Genomic DNA, 15,073 nt, shown 5'->3' with positions numbered 1-15,073 from the left:
GCATGCTAGCTGATTTTTTGACCAGAAAATGACGATTACCCTGACAATATCTGTTGCATTATCGGAATTGGCAGGGAATTATGCTGGGAGCGGGTTTTAACCCCGTCACTTTAAAAAATGCATGGAATGTTCTTGTTGGAGTAGGGAAATGACTCATAAAAAAACAATGATTAACACATTGCTGGTGGCTGCACTGTTTGGTGGCGTCAATGTGGCTCAGGCTGCCGATGTCCCGGCGGGAACCAAGCTGGCTGAAGTCCAGCAACTGGTAAAAGGCAACGGCTCCGAGCCTGCGACCCTTGACCCGCACAAGACCGAAGGAACGGTCGAATCCAATATCCTGCGCGACCTGTTCGAGGGTCTCGTTGCTTCCGGCCCGAAAGGGGAAATTCTCCCGGCTGTGGCTGAATCCTGGGAAACCAAGGATAACAAGCACTACGTCTTCCACCTGCGCAAAGATGCCAAGTGGTCCAACGGTGACCCGGTCACTGCCCACGATTTCGTTTTTGCTTTCCAGCGTGCCGTTGACCCGAAAACCGCCTCTCCTTACTCCTGGTATCTGGAGATCCCGACCATTGCCAATGCCTCCGAGATCATCGCAGGTAAAAAGCCGGCTGATACGCTGGGCGTGAAGGCGACCGACGACTACACCTTCGAAGTGCAGCTCGAGAAAGCGATCCCTTACTTCGTCAGCATGCTCTCCCACACTACCACCTATCCGGTACCGAAGAAGGTGATCGAGAAGTTCGGTGACAAGTGGACCCAGCCGGAGAATATGGTATCCAACGGTGCCTATACCCTGAAGAACTGGGTGGTGAACGAGCGCGTCGAAGTGGAGCGCAACAAGCACTACTGGAACGATGGCAAGACCGTTATCAACAAGGTGGTCTATCTGCCCATCCAGTCTACCAACGCCGACCTGAGCCGCTATCTGGCGGGCGAGGTGGACATCACCTATCAGATGCCCATCGAGCGCTTCAAGCAGATGAAGAAAGAGAAGCCGGACGAGCTGAAAGTGACCGGCTATGTTGGTACTTACTACTACCAGTACAACGTCAAGAAGAAGCCGTTTGACGATGTGCGTGTCCGTACTGCGCTCTCCTATGCCATCGATCGCAACGTGATCGCCGACAAGGTGATGGGTCAGGGTCAGACGCCGGGTTACACCCTGGTGCCGGACTTCGTCGATGGCTTCAAGCCGGTAGCGCCCGAGTGGTCGAAGATGACCCAGGCCGAGCGTGATGCCAAGGCCAAGGCGCTGCTGCAAGAGGCCGGTTTCGATGCCAGCAAGCCGCTGAAGTTCGAGCTGCTCTACAACACCGACGACAACCACAAGAAAGTGGCTGTGGCCGTGGCTTCCATGTGGAAGAAGCTGGGCGTGCAGGTGAGCCTGGTCAACCAGGAGTGGAAAACTTACTTGGAAACCAAGAAACAGGGTCAGTTTGACGTAGGTCGTGCCGGCTGGATCGCCGACTACAACGAAGCCTCCTCCATGCTGGATCTGATGCAGACCACCCACGGTAACAACGACGGCAAGTACTCCAATCCGGAGTTCGACAAGCTGATGGATTCATCCCGTGATCAGGTCGATGTGGCTGCCCGCAACAAGCTCTACGTCCAGGCGGAAGAGATCCTGGCCAAGGACATGCCGATTGCCCCCATCTACCAGTACGTGACTGCCCGTATGGTCAAACCCTATGTAGGCGGCTACCCGGCCAACCCGCTGGATAACCTCTACAGCAAAGATATGTACATCATTGCTCACTGATTTAAAGCAACAAGTCGCATAACAAGCAGGGCCCGCCGGACGGCGGGCCTTTATTACAACCGCGACCATTTGGAAGCAGTACAGGACAGGAAATGTCTATGTTGAAATTCATTTTTAAACGGCTATTGGAAGCGATCCCGACTCTGCTGGTCTTGATCACCGTCTCTTTCTTCATGATGCGTTTCGCCCCGGGTAACCCCTTTACCAGCGAGCGTTCACTGCCCCCCGAAGTCATCGCCAACATCGAGGCCAAATATGGGCTCGACAAACCCATTGGCATGCAATATCTCACCTACCTGGGCAACCTGGTGCAGGGTGATTTGGGCCCCTCTTTCAAATACAAGGATTTCACCGTCAATGATCTGGTGAGTCAGGCGCTGCCTGTTTCCGCCAAGATCGGGACCACGGCCTTCTTCTTCGCCGTGCTGCTGGGGGTCACCTTCGGCACCATAGCGGCACTGAAACAGAACACCATCATCGACTATCTACTGATGTCGTCGGCCATGGCCGGGGTGGTGATCCCGGGCTTTGTGCTGGCGCCCTTGCTGGTGCTGTTTTTCAGTATTCATCTGGGTTGGTTCCCTGCCGGTGGATGGCAGGGTGGTGGCATCCAGTTTATGGTGCTGCCGGTGTTCGGCATGATGATGTACTACATCTCTGCCATCTCGCGGATCATGCGGGGCAGCATGATCGAGACCATGAACTCCAACTTCATCCGTACCGCCCGTGCCAAGGGCTTGCCGCTGCGCCATATCATCCTGAAACACGCGCTGCGTCCGGCTATGCTGCCAGTGGTCTCCTATCTGGGCCCGGCCTTTGTCGGCATCATCACAGGTTCCGTGGTGATCGAGACCATCTTCGGCCTGCCGGGGATCGGTCAGCTGTTCGTCAACGGTGCCCTTAACCGTGATTACTCCATGGTGCTCGGTCTGACCATTCTGGTCGGCGCCCTCACCATCACCTTTAACGCTGTGGTCGATATTCTCTACGCCTTTATCGATCCCAAGATCCGTTACTAATTCGGGAGTTCATCATGGTTGTTTCAACTGAAAAACGCGATGCCGTTGAGGCGTTCGCGCAAAAAGTGGAAGTGGTGGAGGGGCGCTCCCTGTGGAAGGATGCCCGTCGCCGTTTCCTGCGCAACAAGGCGGCCCTGACCAGCCTGATCATTCTGACCATCATCGGTCTGGCGGTCATCTTTGGCCCCCATCTGTCCCAATACACCTTTGACGATCCGGACTGGGGCGCCATGCAGTCGCCGCCAGATATGGAAGCGGGTCACTACTTCGGAACCGACAGTCTGGGGCGGGATCTGTTCGTGCGCACCCTGCTGGGCGGTCGCATCTCCCTGATGGTCGGCATCATGGGCGCCATGGTGGCGGTCATCATCGGTACTTTGTATGGCGCAGCCTCCGGTTTTATCGGCGGGCGGGTCGACAGCCTGATGATGCGGGTACTGGAGATCCTCAACGCTTTCCCCTTCATGTTCTTTGTCATCATGCTGGTCACCTTCTTTGGCCGCAATCTGGCACTCATCTTTATCGCCATCGGGGCGGTGAGCTGGCTCGACATGGCGCGGATCGTGCGCGGCCAGACTCTCAGCCTCAAGAGCAAGGAGTTTATCGAGGCAGCCCACGTCTGTGGCGTCTCCAAGTGGAAGATCATCACCCGTCACATCGTACCGAATGTACTCGGTATCGTGGCCGTTTACGCCACCTTGCTGGTGCCGGGCATGATCATGTTTGAATCCTTCCTGAGTTTCCTGGGCCTTGGGGTTCAGGAACCGATGACCAGCTGGGGTGCCCTGCTGGATGAAGGCTCCAAGTCGATGGAAGTGGCCATCTGGCAACTGCTGTTCCCCGCCTGCTTTATGGTGGTGACCCTGTTTTGCTTCAACTTCCTCGGGGATGGTCTGCGTGACGCCCTCGATCCGAAAGATCGTTAATCGAGCATCGGATCGACAGGAAAGCATCACGAAAGATCGATAAGGAGTTTTTATATGAAGTTACTGGATGTGAAAGATCTGCGGGTCGAGTTCAAGACCCCGGACGGCAATGTGGTGGCGGTCAACGACCTCAACTTTTCTCTCTCTGCGGGTGAAACTCTGGGGATCGTCGGCGAGTCCGGCTCCGGCAAATCCCAGACGGCCTTTGCCATCATGGGGCTGCTGGCCAAGAACGGCATTATTACCGGTTCCGCCAAGTTTCAGGGGGAGGAGATCCTCAACCTGCCGGAGTCCAAGCTCAACAAGATCCGCTCCGAGAAGATCGCCATGATCTTCCAGGACCCCATGACCTCGCTCAACCCCTACATGAAGGTGCAGGATCAGCTGATGGAAGTGCTGATGTTGCATAAGGGCGTTAGCAAGGCGGAAGCGTTCGAAGAGTCGGTGCGGATGCTCGATGCGGTGAAAATTCCCGAAGCGCGCAAGCGGATGGGGATGTATCCCCACGAGTTTTCCGGCGGCATGCGCCAGCGGGTGATGATCGCCATGGCGCTGCTCTGCCGGCCGCAACTGCTGATCGCCGACGAACCGACTACCGCACTCGACGTGACCGTACAGGCCCAGATCATGACTCTGATGAACGAGCTCAAGCGCGAGTTCAACACCGCCATCATCATGATCACCCATGACCTTGGCGTGGTCGCCGGTATCTGCAACAAGGTGCTGGTGATGTATGCCGGTCGTACCATGGAGTACGGCAAGGTAGACGATATCTTCTATCGCCCGAGCCACCCCTACACTGAAGGTTTGCTGCGTGCCATTCCCCGCCTCGATACCGAAGGGGAAGTGCTGCCCACCATCCCGGGCAATCCGCCCAACTTGCTGCGTCTGCCCACCGGTTGCCCCTTCCAGGAGCGTTGCCACCGGGTCAGCGAGATTTGCGGCCAGCAGTCACCGATCCTGACCCCGTTCAACGATGGTCGGGAGCGTGCTTGCCACTGGGTTTCGGATGCCATGAACAAGGGGGCCAACTAAATGGGTGCCGACAAAAAATTGCTGTTGGAAGTGTCTGACCTCAAGGTCCACTTCAGTATCAAGAGTGGCAAGGCCTGGCCTTGGGCCAAACCGTCCGACCTCAAGGCGGTCGATGGGGTGACCTTGCGTCTCTATGAGGGTGAAACCCTCGGTGTGGTGGGGGAGTCCGGTTGCGGCAAATCGACCTTTGCCCGCGCCATCATCGGTCTGGTACCGGCCACCGATGGCAAGGTGGTGTGGCTGGGTGACGACCTTACCAAGCTCGATCAGAATGCCCTGCGCGAGAAGCGCAAAGAGATCCAGATGATCTTCCAGGACCCGCTGGCTTCTCTGAACCCGCGTATGACCATTGGCGACATCATCGCCGAGCCGCTCATCACCTTCTACCCCAACCTGCCGCGGGAAGAGGTGAAAGAGAAGGTGCGCGCCATGATGAGCAAGGTGGGGTTGTTGCCCAACCTGGTCAACCGCTATCCGCACGAGTTCTCCGGCGGCCAGTGCCAGCGGATCGGGATTGCCCGGGCGCTGATCCTCGAGCCCAAGATGATCATCTGCGACGAGCCGGTGTCGGCGCTTGACGTATCCATTCAGGCGCAGGTGGTCAACCTGCTCAAATCCCTGCAAAAGGAGATGGGGCTGTCGCTCATCTTCATCGCCCACGATCTGTCGGTGGTCAAACATATCTCCGATCGGGTGCTGGTGATGTATCTGGGCAACGCCGTTGAGCTGGGGACTCGCAAGGAGATCTTCGCCAACCCGTTGCACCCCTACACCAAGGCGCTGATGTCAGCGGTGCCGATCCCGGACCCTGAGCTGGAGCGCAACAAGGTGATCCAGATCCTGGAGGGGGATTTGCCCTCACCGATGAACCCGCCGTCCGGTTGCGTGTTCCGCACCCGCTGCCCAGTGGCTGGCCCCGAGTGTGCCAAGACCCGCCCCGTGCTGGAGGGGAACTTCGATCACGCAGTCTCCTGCCTCAAGGTCGATCCGCTCTGATGGGGATGTGTTGAACCTGTTTGCGGGGCGCCTTGATGGGGCCCCGATTTATTTCTGGCGGTAGTGAAGATGCCTCTTGGCGTTATCTTTTAGCGCTGCTACTATCCGCGCAACAAGGGGAGTAACTTCTCGCCGGTTTGTCGTCATTACGGTGCACCCATATCCTGCAGTGCACCCGGCAGCCGGGCAGTTGATGCAAATCAGCTGTAAGTGAGACCTTGCCGAGAGGCAAGGTGTATCTGCTCCAAACGCAAACCCACGCCTCTCGGTCGTGGGTTTTGTCGTTTTTGGGAGAAGTGAACATGGGTGAATGGTGGATGTGGACCGGTTTCTTCAGCATAGTGCTGGTCCTGTTATGGATAGACATACGCTTTGTCGGTGGTGGCAAATCCCACAAGGTGTCCCTCAAAGAGGCGGGTGTCTGGTCCCTCATCTGGGTCAGCGTGGCGCTGCTCTTCAACCTGGCCATCTGGCTTTGGCTCGATCACAGCGCGGGCCGTGAGATTGCCAACCAGAAAGGGCTGGAGTTCCTCACCGGCTACCTCATCGAGAAAGCGCTGGCAGTGGACAACGTCTTCGTCTGGCTGATGCTGTTCGGTTACTTTGCCATTCCGGCCGAGCTGCAGCGCCGGGTGCTGCTGTACGGGGTACTGGGTGCCATCGTGATGCGTGCCGGTATGGTGTTCGCGGGCAGCTGGCTCATCGAGCAGTTCCACTGGATCCTCTATCTGTTTGGCGCTTTCCTGCTGCTGACCGGTGCCAAGATGCTGTGGGCGGCCGACAAGGAGCCTGATCTCGCCAACAACCCGCTGCTGGGCTGGATGCGCCGTCGCTTCAAGGTGACCGAGACCCTGGAAGGGGAGAAGTTCTTCGTCTGGCGTGACGGTGTGCGCTATGCCACTCCGCTGCTGCTCATTCTGGTGCTGGTGGAGGTGAGCGACCTCATCTTCGCGGTGGACAGTATCCCGGCCATCTTCGCGGTGACCACGGATCCCTTCATCGTGTTGACCTCCAACATCTTCGCCATCATGGGTCTGCGTGCCATGTACTTCCTGCTGGCCGGTGTGGCTGATCGCTTCGCCCTGCTCAAATACGGTCTGGCGCTGATCCTGATGTTTATCGGGGTCAAGATGCTGCTGCTGGATATCTTCAAGATCCCGACCGGCATTGCACTGGGCGTAGTCGCGTTGATCCTGCTGGCATCCATGGGGCTGAGTCTGTTTGTGACCCGTAAAAAGGCCGCTTGAGCGCGGCAGACAATTAAGCAATAACAACAAGGGCTCCCGCGGGAGCCCTTTTTCATATCGTGTTATCAGCGTTTGATCTTCTTGGGGTTGGTGTAGCCCCAGATGGTGTACATGTCCGCCAGCAGGGCGCCGTTGTACTCCTCTAGATCCGCCTGTTTCACTTCGGCGTCACCCTGACGGCCAAACAGCACCACCTCGTCACCGGGTTTCACCCCTTTCAGATCCGTCACGTCCACCATGATGGTGTTCATGGAAGTCTTGCCGACCACCGGCACCTTCTGACCCTGGATCAGCACATAGGCTTTGTTGCTGAGGGCGCGGCGATAGCCATCGGAGTAGCCCAGCGGCAGGTTGGCGAGCCAGGAGTCACGCTTGAGAGTAAAGGTGCGGTCATAACCGACGGTGTTACCCGCTGCATAGTGGTTGACCGAGGCGACCTGGGTCTTGAATGCCATCACCCGCTTGTATTCGGTGTGGGAGGGGATGGAGTCACCGTAGAGCAGGCCGCCCGGGCGCACCATGTCGAAGTAGGCGTCCGGCACAGCCAGGGTGGCGAAGGAGTTGGCGGCGTGGATGGTGATCTTGCTGCGATCCAGCTTGCCCGCTTCCAGCAGCCACTGGGAGTCCAGTTTGAACTGGGCCAGTCCCATCTTGACGTCCTCTTTCTCCTCAACCGGGAAGTGGGTCATGATGCCGACCGGGGTGATCCCCTTTAGCTTGAGCATGGCCAGCGCATCCTGCTTGGCATCGGCCAGACGCAGGTCGATGCCGTTGCGGCTCATGCCGGCGGAGTTGAGGGCAATATGCACCGGAATGGTGGTGTGGTGGCGCTGGGCGATATCGGCGATACCCTGGGCACTCACCAGACTGCCGATCAGCTCCTCCATCTTGTAGGGCAGGGCCTGCTCTACTTCATCCGGGGTGGCAGCACGCACCCGCATCAGACGGCCGGTAAAGCCCTTTTCGCGGGCGACGCGCGCCTCTTCGTTGCTGGCGATGCCGATGCAGGGGATATTGGCCTTGACCACGGAGGGGACCAGCAGGTCGATGCCATGACCATAAGCGTCGGCCTTCATGATGGCGCAGATCTGCGGGCCCTTGTCGCCGAGGCGATCCTTGAGGGTCTGGATATTGTGTTCAAAGGCGCCCAGATCCACTTCCAACCAGGCGTTGCTGGCGGTTTGCTCCTGGCCGCTGCGATGATCCGTCGCAAGGGGCAGATAGGGAGCCGCAACGGCTTGGCCCGCGAGCAGGCCGAAGATCAGGGTAGCCAGCAGAGTTTTCTTGTGCATGGTGATTCCTTTTTGTTGTTCGCGTTGGATAGTTTGGACGGGGTCGGCCACATTGGTGGTGGTTTAACCACAACTTGTTGTTATTATTATGATCTTTGTCACTCTCAACAGGCGCTGACTGGTTGGGAGTCTACCGCAACACGGGTTCGGCCGACACTCGTCAGGGGAAGAAAATGGTCAATCTTGAGTTACGTTTGCCACCACCGCTGATCTTCCTGCTTTGTGCCGGGGCCATGTGGTGGCTAAGAGGGGAGAGCCAGCCCGGCATCTGGGCAATGGCGCTGATGGCTGTGCTGGTCGTGGCGGGGGCCATCATGGGCTTTGGGGCCCTGCAACGGTTTCGTCACCACCAGACCACGGTCAGCCCCACCAAACCTCAGCACACCAGTCGTCTGGTGACCTGCGGCGTCTATCGTGTCAGTCGCAATCCCATGTATCTGGGGCTGCTCTGCTGGCTGGCCGCCTGGGGCTGTTATCTCGGTGGAAGTTGGGTCTGGGTTGGGCCAATCGTGCTGGTGGCCTGGCTGACCCGCTTTCAGATCATGCCGGAGGAGCGGCTGCTGCGCGCCCGTTTCGGCGACGAGTATGTGGCGTATTGCCAGCGCGTTCGCCGTTGGTGCTGACTGGCTGTGATCTGCGTGAGTTGAGGGATAAGTCGGGTCAGCCGTGCGGGATAAAGAAAACCCCGGCTGGCCCGGGGTTCTCGAGGGGCAGGTTAGAATAAATCGCCCTTCTCGTCCTTGGTGGGTTCGAGGCTCCAGCCGGTGGCATCGCTGCTGCTGGCAATCTGTCCCTTCTCCTTCCACAGCTTGATCTTGAGGCGCAGGTTGTTGGCCGAGTCGGCGTTTTTCACCGCCTCTTCTTCTTCAATCACCCCTTCCACCACCAGATCGAACAGTGCACTGTCGAAGGTAACCATGCCGAGGGCCTTGGATTTTTCCATCACCTCTTTGAGACCACCAAATTCGCCGCGCTTGATCATGTCGCGGATGGTGTGGGTGCCGAGCATGATCTCCACTGCGGCCCGGCGGCCGCCATCAGTGGTTTTCACCAGCCGCTGGGAGACAAAGGCCTTGAGGTTGTTGCCCAGATCGTTGAGCAGTTGCGGACGGCGCTCCTCGGGGAAGAAGTTGATGATGCGATCCAGCGCCTGGTTGGCGTTGTTGGCGTGCAGGGTGGAGATGGCAAGGTGACCGGTTTCGGAGAAGGCCAGCGCATGCTCCATGGTCTCGCGATCGCGGATCTCGCCGATAAGAATGACGTCCGGCGCCTGACGCAGGGTGTTTTTCAGGGCTGCGTGGAAGCTGCGGGTATCCACGCCAACCTCCCGCTGGTTGATGATGCTCTTGCGGTGGCGATGAACGAACTCCACCGGATCTTCGATGGTGATGATGTGGCCGCCGCTGTTGCGGTTGCGATGGTCGATAAGCGCCGCCAGCGAAGTGGATTTGCCCGAGCCGGTACCGCCGACAAACAGTACCAGACCGCGTTTCTCCATGATGGTGTCGAGCAGCACTGGCGGGAGTTTGAGATCTTCAAAGCGGGGGATTTCGGTCTTGATGTTGCGGGCCACCAGAGAGACTTCGTTGCGCTGCTTGAAGATGTTGACCCGAAAGCGGCCGATCTGGGGCAGGGAGATGGCGAGGTTCATCTCCAGATCCTTCTCGAACTGCTGCTTCTGCTCGCCATCCATGATCTCGGCGGCGATCCGCGCCACTTCACCCGGCTCCAGCGGCGTTTCGTTGAGGGGGCGCAGGCCGCCGTTAAACTTGGCGCAGGGGGGCGCGCCGGTCGACAGATAGAGGTCTGAGCCATCCTGCTTGGCCAGGATCTGTAACATGTCTCGCAATTCCATTTTTTTGCCTCGTCGATCAATGAGATGCCATGAGCGGGATGATATTGAGTGTACAGCCTCAGGCGCCGGTCAGTTTCTCGCGAAAGACAAAAAAGACCGCACCGAGAATGCAGAGCCCTGCCCAGAGATAGTCCCATTTCAGGTCTTCCTTGAGATAGAAGATAGAGAAGGGGACGAATACGGTGAGTGTGATCACTTCTTGCAGGATTTTAAGTTGGCCCACGCTCATCACCGTATGGCCGATGCGGTTGGCGGGCACTTGCAGCAGGTATTCGAACAGGGCGATCCCCCAGCTCACCAGGGCGGCAATGATCCAGGGTTTATGGTTCATGCTCTTGAGGTGAGCGTACCAGGCGAAGGTCATAAAGACGTTGCTGCAGAGCAGCAGACCGATACTGGCGAAAATCGGGTTCATAGGGTTCTCCTTGAAAATCCGGCGCATTTTATCCCTGAACCACGGGTTTTCATACGTGGTGCGGGAGGGTATTTTTAACCAACAGGATAAGCCGTGCGAGGTATGCGACGGGATGGGCAAGTTATGCGGGATAGTGTTGTTACTGTTATTTGCCATGCCGGTGCGTGCGACCCCGACGCTGACGGTGGCCACCGATCTCTGGCCGCCGTTTCGTATCCTGCAACCGGATGGCCGGTTGCAGGGGCTCGACATGGACATCCTGCGCCGGTTGCAACAGGCGAGCGGCATTGAGTTGCAGGTACGGCGGATGCCGTGGGGCAGGGCGCTCAAGCAGATGCAGACCGGTCAGGTCGATCTGATGATTGGCCTCGCCTATACCGCCGAGCGGGCGCAGTTCATCGACTATCTGCAGCCTGCCTACTATCAGTGCTGGCCCGCGTTTTATGGTCAGCCGGTCAATGTGGCCCGGATCCACCAATACCGCGATCTGCAGGGGGTGAAGGTGGGCTATGTGCTCAACTCGGCCTACTTTGAGCCCTTCAACAGTGACAGCCGCCTCGACAAGCACGGAGTACCCACCGAAGATCAGCTGCTGCGCATGGTGCAGCGCGGTCACCTGCCGCTGATGATTGGCACCGACTGTCAGGTGGACTATGCCCTGAGTCAGGGAAATGCCAGCCGGATAGGCAAGGCGGACTACCGCCCCGCCACGCCGGTGACCCTCTATCTGGGGATGAGCAAGCACTCACCTCACCAGTCGCTGCGCCAGCCCTTGCTGGTGGCGCTGCAAAATCTGGTGGCCAGCGGCGAGATAAGCGTGATGGCCAAGCGTTACCAGCCTTGACCTTGGGTGGCAAGCCACTGTTATCATGCCCTTTTCCTGCTTCTCCCCCGGCGCTGCGACAGGGCCGGGGGAAAGCCTTGTTATTCGGGGATCCTCCTTGTACCTCTCCCTTATCGCCCGCCAGCAGCGCTGGCAGCGGCGCTGGCTCTGTGGCCTGACGCTGCTGACCCTGCTGCTGTTTCTCTTCTCCCTCGTCTGGGGCGAGTTTGTGCTGCTGCCCTGGCAGCCTCTTGGCGATCTCGAACAGCGCATCCTGCTGGAGCTGCGCCTGCCGCGCGCCTTGCTGGCCCTCTTGGCTGGCGCAGCCCTTGCTTGTGGCGGCGCCGTGTTGCAGGTGATGCTGCACAACCCGGTGGCCGAACCCGGGCTGCTTGGCGTTTCAAGCGGCGCTGGCCTTGCCGCCATGGTGGCGATGGCGGTGGCCAAGTCCCTCGGCTTCTATCTGCCCGGCTGGGGGCTGTCGCTGGCGGCCTTTGGTGGCGCCCTGCTGGTGACCATGCTGCTCATTCGGCTGGCTCGCCGGGCGCGTCTCGGTCATGCTCGCTTGCTGTTGTTTGGGGTGGCCATCGGCATCCTCACCAATGCGGCCATGACCTGGCTGATGTACTTTGCCGACGACGGCTCCTTGCGTGAATTCATGTTCTGGATGATGGGCAGCCTCTCTTACGGCAGCCAGCAGTTCGGCTGGTGGTGGCTGGTGCTGCCGCTCACCCTGGGTTGGCTCTGCTGGCAGGGCAAGGCGCTGCAACAGTTGCTGCTGGGGGAGACCCAGGCCCGCCTGATGGGGATGGATGTCGACAAGATGCGGGTGCGGCTGGTGCTGGCGGTCTGTCTGCTGACCGGTGTGGCGGTGTCGTTGTGCGGCGTCATCGGTTTTGTCGGGTTGGTGGTGCCCCATCTGCTGCGGCTCTGCGGTGGCAGCGATCAGCGCTTTCTGCTGCCTGCTTCGGCGCTTGGCGGCGGGGCCCTGCTGCTGGCGGCCGATCTGGTTGCTCGATCCACCCTGAGCGCGGGGGAGTTGCCTATCGGCGTCATCACCGCCTCGGTGGGGGCGCCGCTCTTTATCTACCTGCTATTGAGGCAAACTGCCGATGGTGCTGCATAAATATCTGCATGATTTGGTCGGGGTGCGCAGTCTCCTTATTTACCCGTTGTTGAGGCAAGATACCGATGTCACCCGCTGATCCCATGCCGGTTTCTTCTCGTGCTGCTGCGCCGCTGCTGGAGGCGCGCGCACTCGCCATTGCCGGACGGCTCTCTCCCCTGGATATCCGCTGGCATGGCGGCCAGTTGGTGGCGCTGCTTGGCCCCAATGGCAGTGGCAAGTCGACCCTGCTCGGGGCGCTGGCGGGGATTTTACCCGCCGATGGCACAGTGCTGCTGGGGGGGGAAGTGCTTACTGACATGAGTTGGCCCGAGCTTGCCAAACGGCGCGCCATGTTGCCCCAGCGTCAGCCCCAGCTGTTTCATATTCCGGTGTTTCAGGTGTTGAGCCTGGGGTTCGATGAGATGGTTGCACCCGCCAGACAGATCGAGGCGATAAATGCACTGTGCGAGGCATTGGAGCTGGAAGCTTTGCTGGCTCGTGACTTCAGCCGGTTGTCGGGGGGCGAGCAGCAGCGGGTGCTGATTGCCCGCACCCTGCTGCAGGTGTGGCCGAGCCTCAATCCGACCGGCAAGGTGCTGCTGCTGGACGAGCCGCTGGCGGGGCTCGACCTGCATCACCAGCTGGCGCTATTGCGGTTGCTGAAAACCTTGGCTGGGCAGGGCTTGCTGGTGGTGCTCGCCATCCACGATATCAATCTGGCCATCGACTGGGCCGACCGCATTCTCTGCCTGCAAGGGGGCGCGGTGGTGCGCGAAGGGGGTGTCGAGCTGGTGGATGAGGCGCTGCTGGCGCAGGTATTCCAGATCCGCACCGACCGCATCGAAGCGGCGGGTCGGGTCTGGTTTATGCCGAGCCTCTAGCACGTGTTGGCAGTCACTCGCAGGTAAAGAAAAGGGCCGGATATCACGGATATCCGGCCCTTTTGGCATCTCGGGTAACGTGGGATTAGCGAGCTTGCTTGCTCAGGCGCACCTGTGCCGCCTCGGCCAGCATCGCCAGCAGAGTTTCAGTATCGTTCCACGACAGGCAGGCATCGGTGATGCTCTGGCCAAAGGTGGCGGCGCAGCCGTTCTCCACATCCTGACGCCCTTCCACCAGGAAGCTTTCTGCCATGATGCCGGCGATGCCGGTACGGCCGCGGCGCAGCTGATCGCAGATATCTTGCGCCACCAGCAGCTGACGGCGGTGATCCTTCATGCTGTTGCCGTGGCTGAAATCGACCACCAGACGCTCCGGCAGGTCCACATCGGCCAACGCTTCACAGGCTTCATCGACACTGGCGGTGTCGTAGTTGGGTCGGTGGCCGCCACGCAGGATCACATGACCAAAGGGGTTACCGGCGGTGCGGTAGATGGTCATCTTGCCGTCTTTGTCCGGCGAATAGAAGATGTGGCTGTGACGGGCGGCGCGCACCGCATCGATGGCGATGCGGGTATTGCCGTCGGTGCCGTTCTTGAAGCCAACCGGGCAGGAGAGGGCCGAAGCCATCTCGCGGTGTACCTGGGATTCGGTGGTGCGTGCGCCGATGGCGCCCCAGGTGATGAGGTCGGCAATATACTGGCCGGTCACCATATCGAGGAATTCGGTGGCGGTGGGCATGCCGATCTCGTTGATGTCGACCAGCAGTTTGCGCGCCAGTTTCAGCCCTTCGTTGACGTCGAAACTGCCATCGAGGCGCGGATCGTTGATCAGCCCTTTCCAGCCGACGATGGTGCGCGGTTTCTCGAAGTAGGTGCGCATCACGATGCAGAGACTCTCTTTATACTGCTCGCGCAGGGCGTTGAGGCGCTGGGCATACTCGCGAGCAGCAGCGGGATCATGGATAGAGCAGGGGCCGACAATGACCAGCAGGCGCTGATCGTCTCCGGCCAGAATGGCTTCCACTTCGCGACGGGCATCCAGCAGATTCTGGGCAATGGTATCGGTGATCGGAAACGCGTGTGCAAGCTCGCTCGGAGTGATCAGTGACTCCAGGCGACGGGTGCGCAATTCATCTGTGTGAATGGACATACAACTCAAGTCTCGAGTGGGTGGTGTCAGCCGCAGGGGGCGAAAAAGCAAAGAGATAAAATAAAGCAAAAGTCCCCTGATTGAAACCTTGGGGGGCTCTGATAGGATGTGAGGCCAAAATCGATTCCAAATGAGGTAGATAGCGTGGCAAAGCCAGGGGCAACCGGGGTCACCCGCATCATCAACGCAACCGGTTACAGCATGAAGGGGCTCAAGTCAGCCTGGATTAACGAGGCGGCGTTTCGGCAGGAGCTGATGCTGATCCTGTTGCTGATGCCACTTGCCTTCTGGCTGGGGGATTCTCTCAACCAGATCCTGCTGCTTATCGTCATCAGCTGGCTGGTGGTGATCGTCGAGATCCTCAACTCTGCCATTGAAGCTGTGGTAGACAGGGTTGGCTCCGAGCATCATGAGCTCTCCGGTCGCGCCAAGGATTTGGGCTCTGCCGCCGTCTTTATCGCGTTGGCCCTCAATGCCCTGGTGTGGGGCGCGCTGGTAGGCCGCAACCTGTTGGGGTGGTGGTAAGCCATCACGCTGCTTTGAGGTTCTGCTTCATAC

At 59.0% G+C, this 15,073-nt stretch carries 15 protein-coding genes; 11 read left to right on the top strand and 4 right to left on the bottom strand.

Annotated elements, in window-relative coordinates:
* The first annotated feature begins 148 nt into the window (after positions 1 to 148).
* From ACTG1K_RS17290 to ACTG1K_RS17265, 6 genes are all read left to right on the top strand, one after another.
* On the top strand, positions 149 to 1,768 hold the full coding sequence (locus tag ACTG1K_RS17290) for an ABC transporter substrate-binding protein (RefSeq protein WP_042083894.1): 1,620 nt from the start codon (positions 149 to 151) through the stop codon (positions 1,766 to 1,768).
* 98 nt (positions 1,769 to 1,866) lie between these two features.
* Positions 1,867 to 2,787 (top strand): oligopeptide ABC transporter permease OppB, encoded by a 921-nt coding sequence (gene oppB, locus ACTG1K_RS17285; RefSeq protein ID WP_005337672.1) that lies wholly within the window; start codon positions 1,867 to 1,869, stop codon positions 2,785 to 2,787.
* Positions 2,788 to 2,801: 14 nt separating this feature from the next.
* Positions 2,802 to 3,713, top strand: coding sequence for an oligopeptide ABC transporter permease OppC (gene oppC / locus ACTG1K_RS17280; protein ID WP_005337670.1), 912 nt, complete (start codon positions 2,802 to 2,804; stop codon positions 3,711 to 3,713).
* Positions 3,714 to 3,767: 54 nt separating this feature from the next.
* Positions 3,768 to 4,748 carry an ABC transporter ATP-binding protein gene (locus ACTG1K_RS17275; protein ID WP_005337668.1) on the top strand — a complete coding sequence of 327 codons (981 nt, stop codon included), beginning with the start codon at positions 3,768 to 3,770 and terminating at the stop codon, positions 4,746 to 4,748.
* Positions 4,749 to 5,744 (top strand): murein tripeptide/oligopeptide ABC transporter ATP binding protein OppF, encoded by a 996-nt coding sequence (gene oppF, locus ACTG1K_RS17270; RefSeq protein ID WP_005337666.1) that lies wholly within the window; start codon positions 4,749 to 4,751, stop codon positions 5,742 to 5,744.
* Positions 5,745 to 6,046: 302 nt separating this feature from the next.
* Entirely contained in the window at positions 6,047 to 6,991 is a 945-nt protein-coding gene (locus ACTG1K_RS17265) for a TerC family protein (RefSeq protein WP_005337664.1), read from the top strand.
* A gap of 65 nt (positions 6,992 to 7,056) precedes the next feature.
* Here ACTG1K_RS17265 and alr read toward each other — a convergent pair whose 3' ends face one another.
* A complete protein-coding gene (alr, locus tag ACTG1K_RS17260; RefSeq protein WP_040067860.1) occupies positions 7,057 to 8,283 on the bottom strand; it encodes an alanine racemase in 1,227 nt (408 codons plus the stop codon).
* Between the two features lie 173 nt (positions 8,284 to 8,456).
* On the opposite strand from alr, the gene ACTG1K_RS17255 reads away from it, so the two are divergent.
* Positions 8,457 to 8,906, top strand: coding sequence for a methyltransferase family protein (locus ACTG1K_RS17255; protein WP_005361602.1), 450 nt, complete (start codon positions 8,457 to 8,459; stop codon positions 8,904 to 8,906).
* 92 nt (positions 8,907 to 8,998) lie between these two features.
* On the opposite strand, the gene tapW is transcribed toward ACTG1K_RS17255, so the two are convergent.
* Positions 8,999 to 10,138, bottom strand: a complete 1,140-nt coding sequence (gene tapW / locus ACTG1K_RS17250) for a type IVa pilus ATPase TapW (RefSeq protein ID WP_429215439.1) — start codon at positions 10,136 to 10,138, stop codon at positions 8,999 to 9,001.
* Positions 10,139 to 10,196: 58 nt separating this feature from the next.
* Positions 10,197 to 10,553 (bottom strand): DMT family protein, encoded by a 357-nt coding sequence (locus ACTG1K_RS17245; RefSeq protein ID WP_005353120.1) that lies wholly within the window; start codon positions 10,551 to 10,553, stop codon positions 10,197 to 10,199.
* A gap of 112 nt (positions 10,554 to 10,665) precedes the next feature.
* On the opposite strand from ACTG1K_RS17245, the gene ACTG1K_RS17240 reads away from it, so the two are divergent.
* The 3 genes from ACTG1K_RS17240 to ACTG1K_RS17230 all read left to right on the top strand — a co-directional run bounded on the left by ACTG1K_RS17240 (position 10,666) and on the right by ACTG1K_RS17230 (position 13,365).
* Positions 10,666 to 11,397 carry a substrate-binding periplasmic protein gene (locus ACTG1K_RS17240; protein ID WP_058055905.1) on the top strand — a complete coding sequence of 244 codons (732 nt, stop codon included), beginning with the start codon at positions 10,666 to 10,668 and terminating at the stop codon, positions 11,395 to 11,397.
* 97 nt (positions 11,398 to 11,494) lie between these two features.
* On the top strand, positions 11,495 to 12,502 hold the full coding sequence (gene btuC / locus ACTG1K_RS17235; protein ID WP_103252339.1) for a vitamin B12 ABC transporter permease BtuC: 1,008 nt from the start codon (positions 11,495 to 11,497) through the stop codon (positions 12,500 to 12,502).
* 65 nt (positions 12,503 to 12,567) lie between these two features.
* Entirely contained in the window at positions 12,568 to 13,365 is a 798-nt protein-coding gene (locus ACTG1K_RS17230; protein ID WP_440006139.1) for an ATP-binding cassette domain-containing protein, read from the top strand.
* Positions 13,366 to 13,450: 85 nt separating this feature from the next.
* Here ACTG1K_RS17230 and ACTG1K_RS17225 read toward each other — a convergent pair whose 3' ends face one another.
* A complete protein-coding gene (locus ACTG1K_RS17225; protein ID WP_270817015.1) occupies positions 13,451 to 14,515 on the bottom strand; it encodes a 3-deoxy-7-phosphoheptulonate synthase in 1,065 nt (354 codons plus the stop codon).
* Between the two features lie 144 nt (positions 14,516 to 14,659).
* Between ACTG1K_RS17225 and ACTG1K_RS17220 the strand changes: the two genes are divergently transcribed.
* Complete coding sequence (locus ACTG1K_RS17220; protein WP_005337641.1) at positions 14,660 to 15,040, top strand: diacylglycerol kinase; 381 nt, start codon at positions 14,660 to 14,662, stop codon at positions 15,038 to 15,040.
* Positions 15,041 to 15,073 lie beyond the last annotated feature (33 nt).

The organism is Aeromonas sp. 102P, assembly GCF_051920345.1.
Classification (GTDB): Bacteria; Pseudomonadota; Gammaproteobacteria; order Enterobacterales; family Aeromonadaceae; genus Aeromonas; species Aeromonas veronii.
The sequence above is the reverse complement of the archived record's forward strand: the minus strand, read 5'-3'. Positions and strand labels throughout refer to the sequence as shown.

What these genes read in the sequence shown, in the direction of transcription:
- ACTG1K_RS17230 (WP_440006139.1), top strand. Translation starts at nt 12,568, where the DNA reads ATGTCACCCGCTGATCCCATGCCGGTTTCTTCTCGTGCTGCTGCGCCG.
- oppC (WP_005337670.1), top strand. Translation starts at nt 2,802, where the DNA reads ATGGTTGTTTCAACTGAAAAACGCGATGCCGTTGAGGCGTTCGCGCAA.
- ACTG1K_RS17275 (WP_005337668.1), top strand. Translation starts at nt 3,768, where the DNA reads ATGAAGTTACTGGATGTGAAAGATCTGCGGGTCGAGTTCAAGACCCCG.
- oppB (WP_005337672.1), top strand. Translation starts at nt 1,867, where the DNA reads ATGTTGAAATTCATTTTTAAACGGCTATTGGAAGCGATCCCGACTCTG.
- ACTG1K_RS17245 (WP_005353120.1), bottom strand. Translation starts at nt 10,553, where the DNA reads ATGAACCCGATTTTCGCCAGTATCGGTCTGCTGCTCTGCAGCAACGTC.
- tapW (WP_429215439.1), bottom strand. Translation starts at nt 10,138, where the DNA reads ATGGAATTGCGAGACATGTTACAGATCCTGGCCAAGCAGGATGGCTCA.
- alr (WP_040067860.1), bottom strand. Translation starts at nt 8,283, where the DNA reads ATGCACAAGAAAACTCTGCTGGCTACCCTGATCTTCGGCCTGCTCGCG.
- ACTG1K_RS17225 (WP_270817015.1), bottom strand. Translation starts at nt 14,515, where the DNA reads ATGTCCATTCACACAGATGAATTGCGCACCCGTCGCCTGGAGTCACTG.
- oppF (WP_005337666.1), top strand. Translation starts at nt 4,749, where the DNA reads ATGGGTGCCGACAAAAAATTGCTGTTGGAAGTGTCTGACCTCAAGGTC.
- ACTG1K_RS17255 (WP_005361602.1), top strand. Translation starts at nt 8,457, where the DNA reads ATGGTCAATCTTGAGTTACGTTTGCCACCACCGCTGATCTTCCTGCTT.
- ACTG1K_RS17265 (WP_005337664.1), top strand. Translation starts at nt 6,047, where the DNA reads ATGGGTGAATGGTGGATGTGGACCGGTTTCTTCAGCATAGTGCTGGTC.
- ACTG1K_RS17240 (WP_058055905.1), top strand. Translation starts at nt 10,666, where the DNA reads ATGGGCAAGTTATGCGGGATAGTGTTGTTACTGTTATTTGCCATGCCG.
- ACTG1K_RS17290 (WP_042083894.1), top strand. Translation starts at nt 149, where the DNA reads ATGACTCATAAAAAAACAATGATTAACACATTGCTGGTGGCTGCACTG.